Here is a 21,756-nt window from a genome sequence, read left to right on the forward strand (position 1 = left end):
GGACTGCCGGATCGACGCAGCCTTCTTAGGCCGCAAACGTTAGGCAAGCGTTAGGGATGATCGCCGGCCCCGGCGAAAACCGGCCGCTCCCCGCCGGGGCGTTCAGTCGCCGGCCGCCGCGGGGGGAAGGGCGGCTTCGCCGCGGTAGATGCTCCACGGCGTGTAGGGAATGCCGATCCGGTTGGCCTTCAGCCGGTCGAACACGGCGAAATGCAGGTCGCTCTTCACCGTCAGCGCGTAGTCGACATTCGCCACCACGCAGCGCAGCTCGAACTGGAGGTAGCTGTCGCCGAACTTCATCAGGAACACGCGCGGCGGCGGGCTGCGCAGCACCTGCGGGTGATCGCAGGCGCAGTCGATCAGCAGGTCGCGGACCTGCTCGATGTCGCTGTCATAGGACACGTTCACCTGCACGATGACGCGCCCGGTGGTGTTGGCGTGGGTGAAGTTCTTCACCATGCCGGTGATGAGATCGGAATTGGGGATCAGCACCATGGCGCGGTCGAAGGTCTCGATCTCGGTGGCGCGCACGCTGATGCGGCGGACATAGCCCTCCTCGCCCTTCACCAGGATCATGTCGCCGACCCGGATCGGGCGTTCGGCGAGCAGGATGAGGCCGGAGACGAAGTTCGACACGATCGACTGCAGGCCGAAGCCGATACCCACCGAGAGCGCGCCGGCGACCAGGGCGATGTTTTCGAGGTTGATGCCGAGCTGGCCCATCGCCACCGCCACCACGGTGATGGAACCGACATAGCCGATGATGGTGGCGATGGAGTTCTGAAGCCCCGACTCCAGCGAGGTGCGCGGCAGGATTGCCGACGCGATCCAGCGCTGGATGGCGCGGGCGATGACGAAGCCGATGATGAGGAACATCACCGCGCCCATCACGTCGCCCAGCGTGATGGTGGAATTGCCGATGGTGAAGCCGAAGGTGATGCGGTTGAAGAGGTCGCGCATGTCGGCGGTGGAGGTGCCGAAGGTGCCGAACGCCACCACCAGCGTCACCACGATCGCGATCAGCTTCAGCACCCCGGCCACCAGCACCCCGAACAGCTCGAGGCTGGCCGGCCGCACGCCCAGCGTCTTGGCGAGGGTGCGGGTGCGGTGGGCCGACTGCAGGCTGTCGATGAAGACGGCGTTGATCAGCACCACCGTCAGCATGAAGGTGTTGAGCATGACCACGAAGGTCAGCGCCCGCGACGACAGGAAGGCCGCGAACGCGACGTAGCCGGCGGCCAGCGCCACAAAGACGGCGGTGTTGATGAGCCAGAACGGCAGCCGCACCCATTGCAGCGCCGCCGCGACGACGCCGGCGGCCCCGCCGGCCGCGGGCGCGGGCGCGGACGTGGCGACGCCGTCGCCATCCTCCGCCTCCGCCACCGCGAACTGACGCAGCGTGCGCGCCGCCACCAGCGCCAGCATCGCCGACATCAGCGCGCTGGTCGCCACCGTCAGCGGCACCGGCACCACCAGCGTGCTGTGCAGCCCGTAGAGGAAGATCGACACGCCGAGGATGGTCACCGAGACGAGGCAGGCGCGGTACAGCAGCCGCGCGGTGTCGTCGGTCATGACCGAATGGGTGTCGTCGGCGATCTCGACGGCGAAGCCGAAGCCGGAGAGCACGCGCCGGCGCGGCGAATCCGGCGCCAGCGCGGCGCGGGCGAGCCCGCGCCCGCAGCACACCACCGTGACCGCCAGCAGCAGCGCGTTCGACAGTTCGTTGATCCGCGGCGGCACCAGGTCGAACGCATTGGCGAGCGCCAGCGCCCCGATCGTCGCCGCCGGCACCGGCAGCGAGCTGACGAGGCCGTCCAGCACGCACAGCGCCGCCGCCCGCAGCCGCGACACCGGCTCGTCCGCCGGCTCGTGGGCGAAGTGGCGCAGAGGGCGCGCCGCGGCCCGCGCCAGAAGATGGGCGACGGCGAACAGGCCGATCACCCCCGCCAGCACCGCGAGCTGGGCGCCGAGCGGCCGTCGGGCATTGGCATAGGCCGCCCAGTCGCTGAGGAGATAGCTGATGCCGCGCATCTCGACCGGGATCGCCGCCACCGCCTGGATCCAGAGCTGCGGGTCCAGCACGCTGTAGGAGCGGGCGAACAGCATGTCGGTGAACAGCGCCCGCCGCTTGCCGATGATGCGGTCGGAAAGCTGGTCGGCCCGCACGCTCAGCAGCCGGGCCTGCTTCAGCACGCCGTCGGTCTCCGCCAGCCGGGCGTTGAGCTGCTCGCGCTCGGCGGTGACGGAGGGGTTCTCGGGCGGTGCGTCCGCCGCGGGCTTCGGCCCGATCTCGGCGATGCGCTTGTGCAGCTCGGCGACCCGGGGGTCGAGGTCGGCAATGGCGTTGGAGAGCGCCTCGCGCACCGGGTCGAGCCGGGCGCGCAATTCGTCGAGGTCGATGGAGCGCAGACCGTCGCGGCCGAGCGCCGCCTCGACGCTGTCGACCACCGCGCGCTGGCCTTCCATCTGGTCCTTGACGCCGGGGGCCGTCGTGTCCTGCGCGAAGGCGGGGCCGGCGCCGGGCAGCGCCGCAGCGAAGGCCAGCAGGAAGGCGACCAGCAGGGTCGCGAGCCCGGCGCCAAGGCGCGCAAAGCCTCTGCCGGGCACGGCGGGGCGGCGCGGCCGGGCCGGGCGAACGGGCGCGGCGCAGGCGTCGGGCCGGGACATGTCGGGCATCATCGGTGTCTTCCAGCGCGAAACGGGTATCCCAAACGGGTGCCCTGTCTCTTGTCGGAAGACGGCAGCCTCAAGGCAAGAAAAACCCACACCCGCCGGCGCGCGCGCCGCCGCGCGATCACCAGCCGCGGTGGGAGGGCGGCAGCATCCGGGCCTGAAGGTCGATCGCGCCGTCCACCACGGCGAGCGAGGCGGTGACGAGCTGGCGCACCCACGACATCGGGCTCTGCCGCCGCGGCGGGCGGACATGGCCGATCATCTCGTCCTCGGCCCGGGTCAGCTCGCCGAAGTGGTTGACGACGATCCGCTGCATCCGGCCGTTTATGGCGAGGAACATGATGGTGAGATCGACGATGCCGCGCTGCTCGGCGAGCTTCACGATGCGGTCCATCAGCGCCGAGCCGACGCCCTTGCCCTGCCAGGCCCGCTCCACGCTGAAGGCCGCCTCGGCGCTGTCGGCGACGCCGGGCAGGCCGTGCAGCTCGCCGACGCCGCGCAGCACGCCGTCGACGAAATAACCCACGAGGTGCAGGTCGCTGCCGCGCAGCCGCTCGACATGGGCCTTCACCACCTCATCGGAGGCGGGGCCGCCGAAGCGGGTGAAGCGGCTGTGGGGGTCGAGCCGCAGCAGGTGTTCGCCGTACTGGTCGAATTCGCCGGCGGTCAGCTCGCGGAAATAGCCGGGCAGCACCGCCTCGGCGTGATGCCGGGTGGCGCGGGAGGTGGCGAGGCTGGAGGCGGCGGCGGGCATGGCGGTATCTTCGGCCTTGTGGCTAGCTGCAGGCGGACCCTCGGGCTGCGGCGATTCCGGCCGCTCGTCGTCGGGGGGAGAGTCTTGCGCGTCGGGATGCCGAGGCATCATTGTGCGCTGCAGCAGAAATAATGCATCCCACCGGCCCGGCAAGCCGGGGGGGCGCATGGCTCGCATGCACACACCGCTCGCCGGATGACGGAAAGGATTTCCATGACAGACTTTCGCCTCCGCTGCTTCGCCCAGTCCGGCAACGCCTACAAGGCCGCGCTCATGCTCGAGCTCTGCGGCCTCGACTGGGAACCGGTCTTCGTCGACTACTTCAACGGCGAGACGCGTCGTGAGGACTGGCGCGCCGAGGTCAACCCGATGGGCGAGGTGCCGGTCCTGCACCACGGCGATCTCACTATCGCACAGTCCGGCGTCATCCTCGACTATCTCGCGGGGCTCACCGGCCGGTTCGGTGCGGAGAACGAGGCGGAACGGCGCGAGATCCTCGGCTGGATCCTGTTCGACAACCACAAATTCACCAGCTACTACGCCACGCTGCGCTTTCTGGTCGGGCTCGCCGGGCAGCCGGAGGGGCCGGTGACCGAGTTCCTGCGCACCCGGGTGACCGGCGCCTACGGGGTGGTGGAGAAGCGGCTCGCCCGCCATCCCTTCCTGGTGGGGGACCGGCCGACCATCGCCGACCTCTCGCTCGCCGGCTATGTCTACATGCCCGAGCCGCCCGGCGTGGACCCGGCCGCCTGGCCCGCCATCGCGGCCTGGAAGGAACGCATCGCCGCCCTGCCGGGCTGGCGCCACCCTTATGACCTGCTGCCGGGCGCGCCGGAGAGCTGGCGCGGCGCGGCGGCGGCTGGCTGAACCGCCGGGATCGGGGCGCGGCCGCCCGAGGGGCGGCCCGCCTCAGCGGGCGGCGCTGAGGGTCTGGCCGCGCGCGGCGGCGCCGGCCGCGACCTTGGCGATGGCGCCGTGCAGCGCCCCGTCGGCAGTGACGCCGAAATTATAGTGGCTCATGGAGAACGGCCCGGGCTGGCCGGGATGGGCCGAGCGGAAGCCGACATAGATGCCGACGAAGCCGCCGGTCGGCGTGAGCAGCGCCGCGCCGGAGGTGCCGCCCTCGGCGTCGCAGTCCAGCGCCACCTCGCGGGTGCCGCTCGGGCTGCGTTCCGTCACCAGCCGGGCCGTGCACAGCTCCAGCGAGCGGCTCTCCACCCCGCCGGAGCGGGCGGCGCTGGACAGCACCACCTTGCCCGGCACGGCGAGGGAGCCGGCGAGCGGATAGGGCCGCGCCCCGATCACCGGCCGTTCGAGCGGCAGCACCGCCCAGTCGCGGATGGCCGGCTTGGCATAGGGCTCGGTGGAGCCGCAGACGACGCCGGAGACGTCGATGGGGATGATCTGGCGGCGCCCGCCGGCGTCGATCTGGAAGGTGCAGGAACTGCCCTGCCCGCGCGGCCGGCCGCCCGGCTCGAAGATGACATGGGCCGCGGTCACCAGCACCCCGCTGGAGCCGACGATCTGCCCGGTGCCGACCGCCGCGCCACAGCGCACCACGCCGGTGGCGCCGAAGCGGGCGGCGAGCACGGCGGGGCCGATGCCGTGGGCCTTGCCATAATCGGCGAAGGACATCCGGTCGTCGGTGTCGATCACGATGGTGGAGGGAGCGAGCGAGCTGGCCCGGCCATCCCCGGCGCGGGCGCTGCCGGCGGGAAGGGCGATTCCGGCGGCGGCCAGGGCGCATCCCCCCAGGGTGAGGGAGAGTGCGGCCTTCCGGCCGATCCGTCGACGCGCAGTGGCCATGTCCGGCGGCTCCGCTTCCGGGCCCCATGACGGGGCCGTGAACAAGAAGGGACGTTGCCGCCGGAGCATGGCAAGGTCAAGACCGGACTGGGGCGAGCGTGAGGGCGCGCAGACCCCCGGGTGACCCGGAAACGTTCTGCACCGCGAAAGGTTCCACCCGCCTTTCGGCCTGCCGCGCGTCAGCACTTCGTCGCAGGAGCCTTGCCGCTGCCGGGCCCCGCGTTTAAGCGTGCACTGCAACGAAGGTCGCGACAGGAGCGTGGCACATGGAGCTTGCGGCGGAAGCCGGCGGCTCGGTTCTGGCGGCGCGCTATGTGGCGCGCATGGCGGCCGGCGACATCCAGCCCGATCCGGGCCAGGCCCGCATCGTCGCGGCGCTGGCCCAGCTCGAGCAGCGCATCGCGGCGCGGCGGCTGGCGCGCAAATCCTCGGCGCTCGGCTGGCTGTTCGCCCGCAAGGAGAACGAGGCGCCGCCGCTGCGCGGGCTCTACATCCACGGCTCGGTCGGCCGCGGCAAGACCATGCTGGTCGACCTGTTCTATGAGAGCGTCGCGGTGCGCAAGCGCAAGCGCCGCGCCCATTTCCACGAGTTCATGGCCGACGTCCACGCCCGCATCTTCAAGATCCGCGCCGACATCAAGGCCGGCCGGATCAAGGAGGCCGACCCGATCGCGCTGGTCGGCGCCGCGCTGGCGGAGGAGGCGTGGCTGCTCTGCTTCGACGAGTTCCACGTCACCGACATCACCGACGCGATGATCCTCGGCCGGCTGTTTGAGAAGCTGTTCGCGCTCGGCGTGGTGGTGGTCGCGACCTCCAACGTCGCCCCGGAGGACCTCTACAAGGGCGGGCTCAACCGCGCCTTGTTCCTGCCCTTCATCGCCATGATCCAGCAGCACATGGAGGTGGTCCGCATCGATTCGCCGACCGACTACCGCATGGAGAAGCTCGACGGCGTGCGGAGCTGGTATGTGCCGTGGGCGGGGGAGACCCGCGCCGATATCGACCGCGAGATCGACAAGGTGTGGCGCCGCCTCGCCGGGCAGGATGGCGGCGTGCCGCAGAAGGTGGAGAACCAGGGCCGGGTGATCCCGGTGCCGCTCGCCGGGGGCGGCGCGGCGCGCTTCGGCTTCGCCGATCTGTGCGGCGTCCCGCTCGGCGCCTCGGACTATCTCAGGATCGCCCGCACCTATCACACCCTCGTGATCGAGCACATCCCGGTCATGGACCAGGACCACCGCAACGAGGCCAAGCGCTTCATCACCCTGATCGACGAACTGTACGAGAAGGGCGTGAAGATCCTCGCCTCCGCCGAGGCCGACCCGGAGGAGCTCTATCTCGGCACCGAGGGCGCGGAAGCCTTCGAGTGGGCCCGCACCGTCTCCCGCCTGCACGAGATGCGCTCGACCGACTACCTCGCCCGCTCCCATGGCCGCGGCGATTCCGAGGCGAGCGGCTGGACCACCGGGCTGGTCGAGACCTGACGCGCGGCACGCCTTTCCCCAAACGCGGCACCGCCGGCGGCGCCGGCGCCCCCGCCGCGCCCGGCATGAGCCAGAGCAAAGTTCCGCCCGACGGGGCGGCTATGCTGCGCCCGCTTCCCACCCGGACGGTCCCCGCCCCGGGAGGAAGGCGCGCCTGCCAGGGAGCCGCCATGGACAAGCCTCGCTCATCCCGCCCGACACCGGACCATCCGCGGGCCGGCCACGCCAGGGGCCGCGCCGGCCGCACCGGCCCCGGCCGGCCGGGGGAGCCGCCGCTCGCCTGCGCCCTCACCGGCCGGGAGGTGGCGGCGGAAGACGGCACCCGGCTCGACCTCGTCCGCCCGGCGCTGGCCGAGAGCATCCGCGGCGCCCATCCCGACCTCGCCCCCGACGCCTTCATCTCCCGCGAGGCGCTGGTGCGCGAGCGCGCCCGCTATGTCGCCGAGACGCTGCAGGCCGAGCGCGGCGACCTCGGCGCGCTGGAGCGCGACGTCATCGCCAGCCTCGCCGCCGACGAGACGCTGGCCCAGGACGTGGAGGCCGGCTTCGACCGCCAGCGCAGCTTCGGCGAGCGCGCCGCCGACACCATCGCCAGCTTCGGCGGAAGCTGGACCTTCATCATCCTGTTCGGGGTGTTCATCGCGATCTGGACCGCGATCAACGCGTCGCTGGCGCCGGCGCAGGAGTTCGACCCCTACCCCTTCATCCTGCTGAACCTCTTGCTGTCCTGCATCGCCGCGCTTCAGGCGCCTGTCATCATGATGAGCCAGAAACGCCAGGAGGCGAAGGACCGCCGCCGCTCGGAGAACGACTACCGGGTGAACCTCAAGGCCGAGCTGGAGATCCGCCACCTCCACGAGAAGATCGACCACATGCTGAACCGGCAATGGGAGCGGCTGGCGGAGATACAGGCCATCCAGATCGAGCTGATGGAAGACCTCGCGCGGCAGCGGCACTAGCGGGCGCTGCGTCGATCCCATGGATCGGGGCGAGACGAGGCGGCTCCCGGCGGCAGAAAAGCCGGCGCCGGCCGGCTCCAAGAAGGTATTCAATATGCCAATACGCATTCACGGAAAGTCGTAGCCTCAAAGCCTTGCCGCACAGCCGTCTTTTCTTGAACGCCACGACGAGACGGGCTATCGGAAGCCGGCGCGGCAGCCCGCCGCACCTCCATTGATGCAGGAACTCTCATGGCTCGAGCAAAGATTGCACTGGTTGGCGCCGGCCAGATCGGCGGCACGCTGGCCCTGCTCGCGGGTCTCAAGGAACTCGGTGACGTCGTGCTGTTCGACGTCGTGGAAGGCGTGCCGCAGGGCAAGAGCCTCGACATCGCCGAGGCCGCCCCGGTGCTCGGCTTCGACGCGAAGCTGGTCGGCACCAACAGCTACGAGGCGCTGGAAGGCGCGGACGTGGTGATCGTCACCGCGGGCGTGCCCCGCAAGCCCGGCATGAGCCGCTCGGACCTGCTCGGCATCAACCTCAAGGTCATGGAACAGGTCGGCGCGGGCATCGCCAAATTCGCCCCCGACGCGTTCGTGATCTGCATCACCAACCCGCTCGACGCCATGGTGTGGGCGCTGCAGCAGGCCTCGGGCCTGCCGACCTCCAAGGTGGTCGGCATGGCCGGCGTGCTCGACAGCGCCCGCTTCCGCTATTTCCTCGCCGACGAGTTCAACGTCTCGGTGGAGGACGTCACCGCCTTCGTGCTGGGCGGCCATGGCGACGACATGGTGCCGCTGGTGCGCTATTCCGGCGTCGCCGGCATCCCGCTGCCGGACCTCGTCAAGATGGGCTGGACCTCGCAGGCCAAGGTCGACGCCATCGTCGAGCGCACCCGCAAGGGCGGCGGCGAGATCGTCAACCTGCTGAAGACCGGCTCGGCCTTCTACGCCCCGGCCGCCTCGGCGATCGAGATGGCGACCTCCTACCTGCGCGACAAGAAGCGCCTGCTGCCGGCGGCCGCCTTCCTCTCCGGCCAGTACGGCGTGAGCGACCTCTATCTCGGGGTGCCGGTGGTGATCGGCGCGGCCGGCGTCGAGCGCGTCGTCGAGATCGAGCTGGACGGCGCCGAGCAGGCCATGCTGGACAAGTCGATCGCCTCGGTGCGCGAGCTCGTGGCCGAGTGCCGCAAGATCGCCCCCGATCTCGGGGCGTGATCCGACGAAAGTCGGCCGGCACCGGCCGCCGGCTGGTGCCGTTCTTGCTTCGACGGACCAGGAAAAATGCAGATCAGGGACGCGTCCGCGCCCCTTCATGATGTGAACACGCGATCTAGATAGAGGTAGGTCAGAGCTTTCGTCCCGGAGAACCGGGACAACCGGGAAGGGCGGCGTCCTGCGCCCCCCTTCCGCAGGTCGGGAAAGCGCCTCCACCGGACCGGCGACGGTCCATCGGGAGCCTTGGATGTCACGCGCTGCTGCGAACGAAACCCTCCTCAACACCTCCTTCCTCTACGGCGCCAACGCGGCCTGGATCGAAGACCTCTACGCCCGCTTCGAGGCCGACCCGGCCTCGGTCGACGCGGAATGGCAGAGCTTCTTCGCCGCGCTGAAGGACAACGCCGCCGATGTCGAGAAGAGCGCCCGCGGCGCCTCGTGGAAGCGGGACAACTGGCCGATCCACGCCAATGGCGAGCTGGTCTCGGCCATGGACGGCAACTGGATCGAGGTCGAGAAGACCGTTCGCGAGAAGGTGAAGGAAAAGGCGGCGGCCAAGGGCGTCGAGATTTCCGCCACCGACGTGCAGCAGGCCACCCGCGATTCCGTGAAGGCGCTGATGATGATCCGCGCCTACCGGATGCGCGGCCATCTCCACGCCAATCTCGACCCGCTCGGCATCGAGCCCAAGCGCTCCGCCCCCGAGCTCGACCCCGCCTCCTACGGCTTCCGCGAGGCCGACCTCGACCGCCCGATCTTCATCGACCACGTGCTGGGCATGGAGTTCGCCACCGTCCGCCAGATGGTCGCCATCCTGCGCCGCACCTACTGCAACACGCTCGGCGTCGAGTTCATGCACATCTCCTCGCCCGAGGAGAAGGCGTGGATCCAGGAGCGGATCGAGGGGCCGGACAAGGAGATCACCTTCACCCGCGAGGGCAAGCGCGCCATCCTCAACAAGCTGGTGGAGGCCGAGGGCTTCGAGAAGTTCCTCGACGTGCGCTACACCGGCACCAAGCGCTTCGGCCTCGACGGCAGCGAGAGCCTGATCCCGGCGCTGGAGCAGATCATCAAGCGCGGCGGCAATCTCGGCGTGAAGGAGATCGTGCTGGGCATGGCCCATCGCGGCCGCCTCAACGTGCTGACCCAGGTGATGGGCAAGCCGCACCGCGCGCTGTTCCACGAGTTCAAGGGCGGCTCCTGGGCCCCGGACGAGGTGGAAGGCTCCGGCGACGTGAAGTACCACCTCGGCGCCTCCTCGGACCGCGAGTTCGACGGCAACCAGGTTCACCTCTCGCTGACCGCCAATCCCTCGCATCTGGAAATCGTCGACCCGGTGGTGCTGGGCAAGTGCCGCGCCAAGCAGGACCTGCTCGGCGACACCGAGCGCAGCGCGGTCATGCCGCTGCTGCTGCACGGCGATGCCGCCTTCGCCGGCCAGGGCGTGGTGGCGGAGTGCCTCGGCCTGTCCGGGCTGAAGGGCCACCGCACCGGCGGCTCGCTGCACTTCATCATCAACAACCAGATCGGCTTCACCACCTATCCCCGCTTCTCGCGCTCCTCGCCCTACCCCTCCGACGTCGCCAAGACCATCGAGGCGCCGATCTTCCACGTGAACGGCGACGACCCCGAGGCCGTGGTGTTCGCCGCCAAGATCGCGACCGAGTTCCGCCAGCGCTTCCGCAAGCCGGTGGTGGTGGACATGTTCTGCTACCGCCGCTTCGGCCACAATGAGGGCGACGAGCCGGCCTTCACCCAGCCGCTGATGTACAAGCTGATCAAGCAGCATCCCTCGACGCTGGAGATTTACTTCAAGAAGCTCGAAGCCGAAGGCGTGATCGACGCCCCCGAATTCGAGAAGATGAAGGCGGACTGGCGCGCCCGGCTGGATGGCGAATACGACGCCGGCCAGGCCTACAAGCCGAACAAGGCGGACTGGCTGGACGGCCGCTGGGCCGGGCTGCGCTCCGCCGAGGAAGAGGAAGACATCCGCCGCCGCGGCAACACCGGCGTGTCCGAGGACACGCTGCGCGACATCGCCCGCTCGATCACCAAGGTGCCGGAGGGCTTCCACCTCCACCGCACCATCCAGCGCTTCCTCGACGCCCGCGCCAAGAGCGTGATCGAGGACGGCGCCGGCATCGACTGGTCGACCGCCGAGGCGCTGGCCTTCTGCAGCCTGCTGCTGGAAGGCCACCCGGTGCGGCTCTCCGGCCAGGACTGCGAGCGCGGCACCTTCTCGCAGCGCCATTCGGTGCTGATCGACCAGGAGAACGAGGAGCGCCACACCCCGTTCAACTATCTGCGCGAGGGCCAGGCCCGCTACGAGGTCATCAACTCGATGCTCTCGGAAGAGGCCGTGCTCGGCTTCGAGTACGGCTACTCGCTGTCGGAGCCCAACGCGCTGACCATGTGGGAAGCCCAGTTCGGCGACTTCGCCAACGGCGCCCAGGTCATCTTCGACCAGTTCCTGTCCTCGGGCGAGCGCAAGTGGCTGCGCATGTCCGGCCTCGTCTGCCTGCTGCCCCACGGCTATGAGGGCCAGGGGCCGGAGCATTCCTCCGCCCGTCTGGAGCGCTATCTCCAGATGTGCGCCGAGGACAACATGCAGGTCGCCAACTGCTCGACCCCGGCGAACTACTTCCACATCCTGCGCCGGCAGCTGAAGCGCGACTTCCGCAAGCCGCTGATCCTGATGACGCCGAAGAGCCTGCTGCGCCACAAGCGGGCGGTCTCCTCGCTCGCCGATTTCGGCGCCGGCACCACCTTCCACCGCCTGCTGTGGGACGACGCGCAGAAGGGCGGCGAGGGCATCGCCCTGAAGCCGGACGCGCAGATCCGCCGCGTCGTGCTCTGCTCGGGCAAGGTCTATTACGACCTGTTCGAGGAGCGCGAGCGCCGCGGCATCGACGACATCTACCTGCTGCGCGTCGAACAGCTGTTCCCCTTCCCGCTGAAGTCGATGGTGCAGGAGCTTTCGCGCTTCAAGCAGGCGGAGATCGTGTGGTGCCAGGAGGAGCCGAAGAACCAGGGCGCCTGGGCCTTCGTGCAGCCCTATCTGGAATGGGTGCTGGAACAGACCGGCTCGGCGGCGCAGCGGCCGCGCTATGCCGGCCGCCCGGCTTCCGCCGCCACGGCCACGGGCCTGATGTCGAAGCATCTCGCGCAGCTCAAGGCGTTCCTGCAGGACGCGCTCGGCTGACAATCGAAACGGTCGCCGGGCGGGGCGCGCCACGGCACCACCGGCAAAGGTAAGGACGAACGAGCATGGCCACCGAGATCCGCGTTCCGACGCTGGGCGAATCGGTCACCGAAGCGACCATCGGCAAGTGGTTCAAGAAGGCGGGCGACACCGTCGCCGCCGACGAGCCGATCGTGGAGCTGGAGACCGACAAGGTCACCATCGAGGTGCCGGCCCCGGCGGCCGGCGTGCTCTCGGAGATCATCGCCCGCGACGGCGAGACCGTGGGCGTCGGCGCGCTGCTCGGCTCCATCGGCGGCGCGGCCGCCGCGCCCGCTCCCAAGGCCGAAGCCCCGAAGGCCGAGCCGGCCAAGGCGGAAGCCCCCAAGGTCGAGGCGCCCAAGGTCGAGGCGCCGAAGCCCGCCCCGGCGGCGCCCGCCGCGGCCCCGGCCGGCGCCAATGGCCCGGCGGTGGCCCGCATCGCCGCCGAGAGCGGGGTCGATCCCGCCAGCCTCGCCGGTTCCGGCAAGGACGGCCGGGTGACCAAGGGCGACATGCTGGCGGCCATCGCCGCCGGCGCCGCCGCTCCGGCGGCCGCTCCCGCCCCGGCGGCCCCGGTCGCCGCCCGCGCGCCCTCCGCGCCGGACGATGCCTCCCGCGAAGAGCGGGTGAAGATGACCAAGCTGCGCCAGACCATCGCCCGCCGGCTGAAGGACGCGCAGAACACCGCCGCCATGCTCACGACGTTCAACGACGTCGACATGACCGCGGTGATGCAGCTTCGCGCGCAGTACAAGGACGTGTTCGAGAAGAAGCACGGCGCCAAGCTCGGCTTCATGGGCTTCTTCACCAAGGCCGTCATCCAGGCCCTGAAGGACGTGCCGGAGGTGAACGCCGAGATCGACGGCACCGACCTCGTCTACAAGAACTATTACCACATCGGCATCGCGGTCGGCACCGACAAGGGCCTCGTGGTTCCGGTGGTGCGCGACGCCGACCAGCTCTCCATCGCCGGCATCGAGAAGGCGATCTCCGGCCTCGGCCGCAAGGCCCGCGACGGCAAGCTCGGCATCGAGGACCTCCAGGGCGGCACCTTCACCATCACCAATGGCGGCATCTACGGCTCGCTGATGTCGACCCCCATCCTCAACGCGCCGCAGTCCGGCATTCTCGGCATGCACCGCATCGAGGAGCGCCCGGTGGTGGTGAAGGGCCAGATCGTCGCCCGCCCGATGATGTACCTCGCCCTGAGCTACGACCACCGCATCGTCGACGGCAAGGGCGCGGTCACCTTCCTCGTCCGCGTCAAGGAAGCGCTGGAGGACCCGACCCGGCTCGTGCTGGATCTGTGAGCGGCGAATAGCTGCGGATGATCTCGATGAGCATCTGGATCGCGCTCTCCGAGATCATCCGCAACGTCGCTCTGGCCATTGCCGCCTTTGTCGGCGCCTATCTGGCCTGGCGGCAACTGTCCCCGGCGGCATCACAGGCACGCGCCGCCCGCACCCAGGCCGACCTTGCCCGGCGCACCCATGTCACCGAGCTCTTCAACCGCGCTGCCGGCCAGTTGCGCGATCCGAAGCTGGAAGTACGCCTCGCCGCCATCTACACGCTTCGCGAAGTCGCGAAAGACTTTCCAGACCTGTCCGATCCTATCTTTGAGCTGCTGCAATCCTATCTAAGGGCCGGCGAGATCGATTATGGTGACGACGAGCCTCCGATCGACGTCCGTGAAATCGTGAAAACGCTCCGCAGCAAACTGGGAGAGTCCTGATGCTCAGACACGGAGAGGACACCGCGCGCAGGCTGGACATTCACGGTGCCTTCGTGCGGCGAACCGACCTCAGCGGCACGTCGCTGCGAGGCGCCAACATGGCCGGCGCGGATGCAACCAACGCGGTGTTTCGCCATGCCGATTTCGCCGGGGCCCATCTTCGCGGCACGATTTTGCGCGGCGCCGACCTGACCGGCGCCAAGAACCTGACCGTCGAGCAACTGGCGGAAGCCGTCATCGACGACAGTACCATCCTTCCCAGCTACATCGATCGCGACCAGATCAACGCGATCCATCTTCGCGAGCAGAAGTAAACCGCCATGTCCTCCTACGACCTGATCGTCATCGGCACCGGCCCCGGCGGCTATGTGTGCGCCATCCGCGCGGCCCAGCTCGGGCTCAAGGTCGCGGTGGTCGAGAAGCGCGCCACCTTCGGCGGCACCTGCCTCAACATCGGCTGCATCCCTTCCAAGGCGCTGCTGCACGCCTCCGAGCTGTTCGAGGAGGCCGGCCATTCCTTCGCCGAGATGGGCATCGGCGTCCCCGCCCCCACCCTCGACCTCAAGGCGATGATGGGCTTCAAGGACAAGGCGGTCGAGGGCAACACCAAGGGCGTCGACTTCCTCATCAAGAAGAACAAGATCACCCCCTATCTCGGCACCGGCACCATCACCGCCCCCGGCAAGGTCGCGGTGGCGCAGGAGAACGGCACCACCACCGAGCTGGAGACGAAGGCGATCGTCATCGCCACCGGCTCCGACGTCGCCCGCCTGCCGGGCATCGAGATCGACGAGAAGCAGGTGGTCTCCTCCACCGGCGCCCTGACGCTTGAGAAGGTGCCGGGCAAGCTGATCGTGGTCGGCGCCGGCGTGATCGGGCTGGAGCTCGGCAGCGTGTGGCGCCGGCTCGGCGCCGAGGTCACGGTGGTCGAATTCCTCGACCGCATCCTGCCGGGCATGGACCTCGACGTCGCCAAGAGCTTCCAGCGGATCCTGCAGAAGCAGGGTTTCGCCTTCAGGCTGGGCTCCAAGGTCACCGGCGTGACGAAGACCGGGGCCGGGCTCTCGGTCTCGGTCGAGCCCGCGGCCGGCGGCGCCGCCGAGACGCTGGAGGCCGACGTGGTGCTGGTCGCCATCGGCCGGGTGCCCTACACCGCCGGGCTGGGGCTGGAGGCGCTGGGCGTGGCGCTCGACCCGCGCGGCCGCGTCGTCACCGACGCGCATTACCAGACCAACGTCGCCGGCATCTTCGCCATCGGCGACGCCATTGCCGGCCCGATGCTGGCGCACAAGGCGGAAGACGAGGGCGTGGCGGTGGCCGAGCTGCTGGCGGGCCATGCTGGCCACGTGAATTACGACGTCATTCCCGGGGTGGTCTACACCTCGCCGGAGGTCGCCTCGGTCGGCAAGACCGAGGAGGAGCTGAAGGCGGCGGGCGTCGCGTACAAGGTCGGCAAGTTCCCCTTCCTCGCCAATGGCCGGGCCAAGGCCAACAACCAGACCGAGGGTTTCGTGAAGGTTCTGGCCGACGCCGCCACCGACAAGGTGCTGGGCGTCCACATCATCGGCATGGAAGCCGGCGAGCTGATCCACGAATGCGCGGTGCTGATGGAGTTCGGCGGCTCCTCGGAGGATCTCGCCCGCACCTGCCACGCCCACCCCACCCGCTCGGAGGCGGTGAAGGAGGCGGCGATGGCGGTGGAGAAGCGCTCCATCCACATGTGAGCCGCCGGCACGGCCGGGGCACGCGCAGCAGCGAAGGGCGGCCCCGGGGCCGCCCTTTTTGCATGGGAAGCCGTTTCCGGGTGGCACGGCAGCGGCAGGCACGGCAGCGGCAGGCTCGTGAGGCCCAGCGGCCCGCGCCCTGGCGAAGCCTCCCGGCCGCCCGGCGCGAAGCCCGGCCGGCGAGCCACCGGCAGCGGGCGCGCTCCCCGACACCCAGACGAGAGACGGCCCGGCGGGGATGGCGCCGGGCCGCTCGTCAGGCGTCTGTTGCCGGGCGTGGGGGAATCGCCCGGCAGCCGGCCATGGGAAGGAGGGTCAGCTCCCCTGCGTCGGGGTGCTGGTCTGCGGCTTGGCCGCGGCGTGAGCGGGGCAGTCGGCCAGCGCCGCCCCCGAAAGCGCCACGGTGAAGGACAGCGCGCACAGCGCGGCGGCGAAACGCTTCATGTCACCTTCTCCTCGTCTGGCTTCGATGACCCAAGGGTAGCGGAGACGGCGCGGATTGAAAGCGCGAAGTGACGCAGCGGAAGTCACGCCGGCGCGAGGTCACGCGGCCGTGTAGCGCCGCACATGCCAGCCCACCGCGCCGCCGGCTTCAGGGGCCGGAGCGGCGGCCGCGATGGTGGCCGCGCGATCCTCCGGCGGGGAGGGCCGGACGCCGCACACGTCTTCTGTATAATATTACCCAACTGCGGGAATGATCGGCCGCATCGTCCACCTCACCGCACGGATCATCCACCCTCCGAGCGGGGCTTGGCCGGAACCTCCGGCAGCCGCGCGCGGGGGTGGGCGGAGCGCCAGCTCGCCATCAGCGCCGCGGCATCGACGGCGGTGTAGACCTGCGTCGTCGACAGCGAGGCGTGGCCCAGCAGCTCCTGGATCGAACGCAGGTCGCCGCCCCCCGCCAGCAGATGGGTGGCGAAGGAATGCCGCAGCGCATGGGGCGTGGCACTGTCCGGCAGGCCGAGCGCGCCGCGCATCCGCTCCACCGCCTGCTGCACGATGCGCGGCGACAGCGGCCCGCCCCGGGTGCCGCGAAACAGCGCCTCCGCTGGCGGAAGATCGAACGGACACAAGGACTTGTAGGCCGCGATCCGCTCCAGCACGGTGCGCAGCACCGGCACCATGCGGGTGCGCCCGCCCTTGCCGGTGACCGTCACATGGTCGCCGGCGCCGGGGGCGGGCACCTCGCCGGCGGTGAGGCCGAGCGCCTCCGAAATGCGCAGGCCGGAGCCGTAGAGCAGCGCGATCACCGCCGCATCGCGGGCGAGGACCCAGTCCTCCCGCGCCTCGCCCGCCCGCGTCGCCGGATCGGCCAGCGCCCGCGCATCGCCGATGCCGACCGGGCGCGGCAGGCTCGCCGCCACCTTGGGCGCGCGCACCGCCGCCAGCGCCGCCACCTTGCCGATTCCCTCCCGCTCCAGATGCCGGGCGAAGGAGCGGGCGGCGGCGAGAAAGCGCACCAGCGTGCGCGGCTCGATGCCCTCCGCCCGCCGCGCCGCGATCACCGCCCGCACGTCGCGGGGCGCCAGTGCCGCCAGCGCCGGCAGGGTCGGGCGCTCGCCGAGATGCCGCCCGAGCAGCGTCAAAAACCCTGTCATGTCACGGGCATAGGCCTCCCGCGTCTTGGCCGAGAGCCGCCGCTCATGGGCCAGCCGGTCGAGCCAGCCACGCAGCGCCGGCTCCAGCGGCGGGCCGGCGGCGGCCATCAGCGTCAGCTCCGCCCGCGCCGCCTTCTGGATGTCGGTGCTCGCCATGGCCGGGTCCACCGCTGCAATGCTTGCCACTGGGAGAGGTCGGGAGCATCTTGCCCGGCCATCCGTTCCCCGAGCCTTAATGCCCGATTCCACCCCCGCCAGTCCCCTGCTGTTCCCGGTCACGCCGCCACGGATCGTCGACGTGCTGCTGCCCGTCGCGATCGGCTCGGCCTATTCCTACCGCGTGCCGGAAGGCATGGAGGTGGCGCCGGGCGACATCGTGGTGGTTCCGCTCGGGCCGCGCCAGATGCTCGGCTGCGTCTGGCCGAGCCCGGGGGAGCGCGCGCCCCTCGACCCGGCAAAGCTGAAGCCCATCCTGCGGCGGTGCGCGGTGCCGCCGCTGCGCCCGGACCTCCTCGCTCTCATCCGCTGGATCGCCGACTACACCGTGACGCCGCCGGGCATGGTGCTGCGCCTTGCGCTGCGCCACGACGAGAACGCGGAGACCGGGCGCGAGCGCACCGGGGTCCGGCTGGGAAGCAAGCGTCCTCAACGCCTTACGCCGGCCCGCGCCCGGCTGATCGAGGCGCTCGGCGACGGGCAGCTGCGGGCCAAGGCCGAGGCGGCGCGGGACGCCGGCGTTTCCGCCTCGGTGGTCGACGGGCTGGTGGACGAGGGGGTGCTGGAAACCGCCGTGCTCGCCCCGGAGCCCGCCGCCGAACCGCCCGACCCCGACCATGCCGCCCCCGAGCTCGCCCCCGCGCAGGCGGAGGCCGCGGCGGCGCTCTGCGCCGCGGTGGAATCGCGGAGCTTCAGGGTCCACCTGCTCGACGGCGTCACCGGCTCGGGCAAGACCGAGACCTATTTCGAGGCGGTGGCGAGCGCGATCCGGCAGGGTCGGCAAACCTTGATCCTGATGCCGGAAATCGCGCTGACACAGGCTTTTCTCGACCGTTTCGCCCGCCGCTTCGGGGTGCGCCCGGCGCAGTGGCACTCCGCCGTCGCCAGCCGCCGCCGGGCGAAGGTGTTCCGCGGCGTGGCGGAGGGCGAGGTCAGCGTGGTGGCGGGCGCCCGCTCCGCGCTGTTCCTGCCGTTCCGCGACCTCGGGCTCATCATTGTCGACGAGGAGCACGACACCGCCTACAAGCAGGAGGACGGGGTGCACTACCACGCCCGCGACATGGCGGTGGTGCGGGGCCATCTCGCCGGCGCGCCCGTCGTGCTGGCCTCGGCGACGCCCTCGCTTGAAACCGAGGTGAACGCCCGGCGCGGGCGCTACCGCCGCCTCACCCTGCCGACCCGCTTCAGCGGGGCGCTGGTGCCGCGGCTGGAGCCGATCGACCTGCGCCGCGAAGGGCCGCCCAAGGGGCGCTGGATCGCCCCCCGGCTGGCCGAGGAAATGGCGAAGACCCTGGAGGCCGGGGGCCAGGCGCTGCTGTTCCTCAACCGCCGCGGCTATGCCCCCCTCACCCTCTGCCGCTCCTGCGGCCACCGCATCCGCTGCCCCTCCTGCTCCTCCTGGCTGGTGGAACACCGCTTCCGCCGCCGGCTGGAATGCCACCAGTGCGGCTATGCCATGCCGGTTCCGGCCGAATGCCCGCACTGCCACGAACCCAACAGCCTCATTCCCTGCGGGCCGGGGGTGGAGCGGCTGCAGGAAGAGGTGCAGGCCCTGCTGCCGCAGGCCCGCACGCAGGTGCTCTCCAGCGACCTCAGCGGCGGGGTGGAGCGGCTGCGTCTCGAGCTGGAGGCGGTGGCGCGCGGCGAGGTGGACATCGTCATCGGCACCCAGCTCGTCGCCAAGGGCCACAATTTCCCCGGCCTCGCCATGGTCGGCGTGGTGGATGCCGATGTCGGGCTCGGCTATGGCGACCCCCGGGCGGCGGAGCGCACCTTCCAGATGCTGCATCAGGTCGCCGGCCGCGCCGGGCGCGCCCACGTCGCCGGCCGGGCCTATCTCCAGAGCTACATGCCCGAACACCCGGTGATGCAGGCCCTGGTCGCGGGCGACCGCGACGCCTTCTACGACCGGGAGATCGCCGCGCGCGAAGAGGCCTTCCTGCCGCCCTTCGCCCGGCTCTGCGCCCTCATCGTGTCGGGCACCGACGCCCACGCGGCGCAGGTCCATGCGCGGGCGCTGGCGGCCTGCTCGCCCTTCACCGCCGAGGTGCGGGTGATGGGCCCGGCCGAGGCGCCGCTCGCCATGCTGCGCGGGCGCCACCGCTTCCGCCTGCTGGCGCGCTCGGCCCGGAATTTCGATCTTTCCTCCTATGTCCGGGCATGGATGGCCGCCGCCCCGCGCGCCACCGGCAGCCTCAAGGTCGAGATCGACATCGACCCGCAGAGCTTCGTCTAGGGCTCTCCCCGCGAAAACGGGCTCCACGGGCGCCCCAGCGCCTGCGGGGGATGGAGGCGCGCCGGGACGGCGCGCCCCCTTCTACCGGGTCACTCCTTGGCGCAGACCAGCACCATGGCCGGCCGCTTGCCGTCGACGTCGCGCGGGGTGAAGTGGGCCTCGCGTTCGGAGAGCAGCCGAACCTCGCCGCTCGCCGGGGCGAGATAGGCGTTCACGATGACCTCCCCCGGCTCGCAGTAATGATCGCAGCCGCCGGGCGAGAAACACTCGCGCCGCACCAGCACGCGCACGCCGCCCGCCGCGGCGGAGGCCGTAGCAGCCGCACCGGCAGGCCCCTGCGGTCCGGGAGGGCCGGCCTCGCCCTGCGGGCCGGCAGGACCGGCGGGACCCGCGGGACCGGCCGGGCCGGCGGCACCGACGGGGCCGGCTGGACCGGCAGGCCCCACCGCACCGGGAGGGCCGGCCTGACCCTGCGGCCCGGCAGGACCGGCAGGTCCCGCAGGACCGGCGGGGCCCTGCGGGCCCGGCGCGGGCTCACCGCAGGCGGCCACCAGCAGGCCGAGAACGGCGACGATCGAAACGGCACAAAACTTCATGTCCCAAGCCTCCAGTGACACCGACGGCCAAGGCCGCCGGCGCGGTATCCCACAGCGCCAGCGTGCCTGCGGCTTCCAGCAACATCAACGCATCGCGGCACATCCCGCCACGCTGCGGCATTGACGTGAGAAGGGGCCGCGCGTAGCGTGACGGCACCATGACGACCACGGAAAAGACAGCGCGTCGACTTAGCGCGACCCGGCGAATTCGCCGCCCGGCCGATACGTTCGGCCGGGAGTCCTGATCGCGCCTGCCTGTCCCTTTTCCGGATTCATGCCATGTCCTGCGACTATCCCCGTCATCGCCTCGCGGTGGAGGCTGACGCCCATCCCAATGCGCTGCTGCGGGTGCTGGAGCCCTTCGCCATCCATGACGTGTTGCCGTTCCGCATCCGCGTCGACGGCGCCGCGGCGACCCGCCCGGCCCTGATCGCACCGGCCGCGCTGCACGCCGAAATCGGCTTTGCCGCCCCGGTGGAGGTGGCCGAACGGTTGTGCGCACGGCTGGCCTCGATGCCGGTGGTGCGGGAGGTCCGGCTGCTGTCCACCCCCGCCCACGACACGGCGCCCGCCAATGTCGCGGCCGTGGATGTGGCGGCCTGACGGCGCATGTTGCTCCAGCTCGGCGCCATCGCCTTCATCGTGGCGCCCGTTTTCGGCCTGGTCGGCCTCGGCTATCTCGTCAGCCGAACCGGCCATCTGACCGAGCGGGCAGCCGACGGCCTGTCCGAATATGTCTTCGGCCTCGCCGTTCCCGTGCTCATCTTCAAGACGCTGGCCGAGGCCGGGTTGCCGCGCGAAGGCCAGCCCTGGGGCTACTGGATCGCCTATTTCACCGGCGCGTTCATCGCCTTCGGTCTCGGCATGACGGCAGCGCGCCGGCTGTTCGGCCGCAGCCACACCGAGTGCGTGGTGCAGGGCTTTGCCGCCGGACAGGCCAACACCGTCTTCGTCGGCGTGCCGCTGATCCTGCAGGCGTTCGGGCCGGAGGGGGCGGTGCCGCTGTTTCTGCTGATCGCCGTGCACCTGCCGATCATGATGGTGGTGGCGACGGTGCTGACGGAGGGCGCGGCAACCGGGCTGAGCGGCGCTGGCCTGCGCAAGCTGGCGCGCACGTTGGCGCTGAATCCCATCCTGCTGGGCATCTATGCCGGCGGAATCGCCAAGCTGGCGGGCTATGTGCCCACCGGCGTGCTGAAGCAGACGTTGGACATGCTCGCCGCGTCCGCCGTGCCCTGTGCGCTGGTCTCGCTCGGGCTCGCCCTGCACCGCTATCCGCTGCGCGGCGATTTCGGCCCGGCGGCCGTGATCACGGCGCTCAAGCTCGGGCTGCACCCGCTGCTGGTGTTCGGGCTGGTGCAGGTGCTGCCCATGCCGACGGTCTGGGCGAAGGTGGCGGTTGCCTTCGCCGCCATGCCCTGCGGGATCAACGCCTATCTGCTGGCCCAACGCTATGGCGCCGGCGTCGCCGCCACCGCCGGCGCGGTGTCGCTGTCCACCGCGCTGAGCCTGCTCACGGTGACCTTCTGGTTCCTGATGCTCGGGGTCGGCTGAGCACGGC

Annotated in this window: 18 protein-coding genes; 12 read left to right on the plus strand and 6 right to left on the minus strand. The window is 70.7% G+C overall.

Features of this window, described 5'->3' with window-relative positions; all coding sequences use genetic code 11:
* Positions 1–102: 102 nt before the first annotated feature.
* Together KHC27_RS02865 and KHC27_RS02870 are read right to left on the minus strand one after the other, a co-directional pair.
* Positions 103–2,667 (minus strand): DUF3772 domain-containing protein, encoded by a 2,565-nt coding sequence (locus tag KHC27_RS02865; RefSeq protein ID WP_246518770.1) that lies wholly within the window; start codon positions 2,665–2,667, stop codon positions 103–105.
* Between the two features lie 127 nt (positions 2,668–2,794).
* Complete coding sequence (locus tag KHC27_RS02870) at positions 2,795–3,427, minus strand: GNAT family N-acetyltransferase (RefSeq protein ID WP_213334812.1); 633 nt, start codon at positions 3,425–3,427, stop codon at positions 2,795–2,797.
* 213 nt (positions 3,428–3,640) lie between these two features.
* Between KHC27_RS02870 and KHC27_RS02875 the strand changes: the two genes are divergently transcribed.
* Entirely contained in the window at positions 3,641–4,294 is a 654-nt protein-coding gene (locus KHC27_RS02875; protein ID WP_213334814.1) for a glutathione S-transferase family protein, read from the plus strand.
* Positions 4,295–4,336: 42 nt separating this feature from the next.
* Here KHC27_RS02875 and KHC27_RS02880 read toward each other — a convergent pair whose 3' ends face one another.
* Positions 4,337–5,233 carry a S1 family peptidase gene (locus KHC27_RS02880; RefSeq protein ID WP_213334818.1) on the minus strand — a complete coding sequence of 299 codons (897 nt, stop codon included), beginning with the start codon at positions 5,231–5,233 and terminating at the stop codon, positions 4,337–4,339.
* Positions 5,234–5,499: 266 nt separating this feature from the next.
* Here KHC27_RS02880 and zapE point away from each other — a divergent pair, with 266 nt between their 5' ends.
* The 8 genes from zapE to lpdA all read left to right on the plus strand — a co-directional run bounded on the left by zapE (position 5,500) and on the right by lpdA (position 15,549).
* Positions 5,500–6,714, plus strand: a complete 1,215-nt coding sequence (zapE, locus tag KHC27_RS02885; protein ID WP_213334820.1) for a cell division protein ZapE — start codon at positions 5,500–5,502, stop codon at positions 6,712–6,714.
* 170 nt (positions 6,715–6,884) lie between these two features.
* The gene (locus KHC27_RS02890; protein ID WP_213334824.1) at positions 6,885–7,673 is read left to right on the plus strand and encodes a DUF1003 domain-containing protein; all 789 of its coding nucleotides are present in this window, start codon (positions 6,885–6,887) and stop codon (positions 7,671–7,673) included.
* 231 nt (positions 7,674–7,904) lie between these two features.
* Positions 7,905–8,870: a malate dehydrogenase gene (gene mdh / locus KHC27_RS02895; protein WP_213334825.1), complete on the plus strand. Its 966-nt coding sequence runs from the start codon at positions 7,905–7,907 to the stop codon at positions 8,868–8,870.
* A 247-nt stretch (positions 8,871–9,117) separates the two neighbouring features.
* Positions 9,118–12,072, plus strand: a complete 2,955-nt coding sequence (locus KHC27_RS02900; RefSeq protein ID WP_213334827.1) for a 2-oxoglutarate dehydrogenase E1 component — start codon at positions 9,118–9,120, stop codon at positions 12,070–12,072.
* Positions 12,073–12,137: 65 nt separating this feature from the next.
* Positions 12,138–13,403 (plus strand): 2-oxoglutarate dehydrogenase complex dihydrolipoyllysine-residue succinyltransferase, encoded by a 1,266-nt coding sequence (gene odhB / locus KHC27_RS02905; RefSeq protein ID WP_213334829.1) that lies wholly within the window; start codon positions 12,138–12,140, stop codon positions 13,401–13,403.
* A gap of 26 nt (positions 13,404–13,429) precedes the next feature.
* The gene (locus KHC27_RS02910; RefSeq protein ID WP_246518772.1) at positions 13,430–13,825 is read left to right on the plus strand and encodes a hypothetical protein; all 396 of its coding nucleotides are present in this window, start codon (positions 13,430–13,432) and stop codon (positions 13,823–13,825) included.
* Positions 13,825–14,139, plus strand: coding sequence for a pentapeptide repeat-containing protein (locus KHC27_RS02915; RefSeq protein ID WP_213334830.1), 315 nt, complete (start codon positions 13,825–13,827; stop codon positions 14,137–14,139). Before KHC27_RS02910 ends, KHC27_RS02915 begins: the two co-directional genes overlap by 1 nt.
* Before the next feature lie 6 nt (positions 14,140–14,145).
* A complete protein-coding gene (gene lpdA / locus KHC27_RS02920; protein WP_213334833.1) occupies positions 14,146–15,549 on the plus strand; it encodes a dihydrolipoyl dehydrogenase in 1,404 nt (467 codons plus the stop codon).
* 315 nt (positions 15,550–15,864) lie between these two features.
* Here the strand turns inward: lpdA and KHC27_RS21825 are convergent, their stop codons facing one another.
* A complete protein-coding gene (locus KHC27_RS21825; RefSeq protein ID WP_281416954.1) occupies positions 15,865–15,993 on the minus strand; it encodes a hypothetical protein in 129 nt (42 codons plus the stop codon).
* Between the two features lie 284 nt (positions 15,994–16,277).
* The gene (locus KHC27_RS02925; RefSeq protein WP_343210817.1) at positions 16,278–17,288 is read right to left on the minus strand and encodes a tyrosine recombinase XerC; all 1,011 of its coding nucleotides are present in this window, start codon (positions 17,286–17,288) and stop codon (positions 16,278–16,280) included.
* A gap of 94 nt (positions 17,289–17,382) precedes the next feature.
* On the opposite strand from KHC27_RS02925, the gene KHC27_RS02930 reads away from it, so the two are divergent.
* On the plus strand, positions 17,383–19,599 hold the full coding sequence (locus KHC27_RS02930; RefSeq protein ID WP_213334838.1) for a primosomal protein N': 2,217 nt from the start codon (positions 17,383–17,385) through the stop codon (positions 19,597–19,599).
* An 89-nt stretch (positions 19,600–19,688) separates the two neighbouring features.
* On the opposite strand, the gene KHC27_RS02935 is transcribed toward KHC27_RS02930, so the two are convergent.
* A complete protein-coding gene (locus tag KHC27_RS02935) occupies positions 19,689–19,889 on the minus strand; it encodes a hypothetical protein (RefSeq protein ID WP_213334841.1) in 201 nt (66 codons plus the stop codon).
* Between the two features lie 585 nt (positions 19,890–20,474).
* Here KHC27_RS02935 and KHC27_RS02940 point away from each other — a divergent pair.
* On the plus strand, positions 20,475–20,798 hold the full coding sequence (locus KHC27_RS02940) for a hypothetical protein (protein ID WP_213334844.1): 324 nt from the start codon (positions 20,475–20,477) through the stop codon (positions 20,796–20,798).
* 6 nt (positions 20,799–20,804) lie between these two features.
* Entirely contained in the window at positions 20,805–21,749 is a 945-nt protein-coding gene (locus KHC27_RS02945; RefSeq protein WP_213334847.1) for an AEC family transporter, read from the plus strand.
* The last annotated feature ends 7 nt before the right edge of the window (positions 21,750–21,756 follow it).

Source organism: Ancylobacter lacus (assembly GCF_018390635.1).
In the GTDB taxonomy this organism is placed as follows: Bacteria; Pseudomonadota; Alphaproteobacteria; order Rhizobiales; family Xanthobacteraceae; genus Ancylobacter; species Ancylobacter lacus.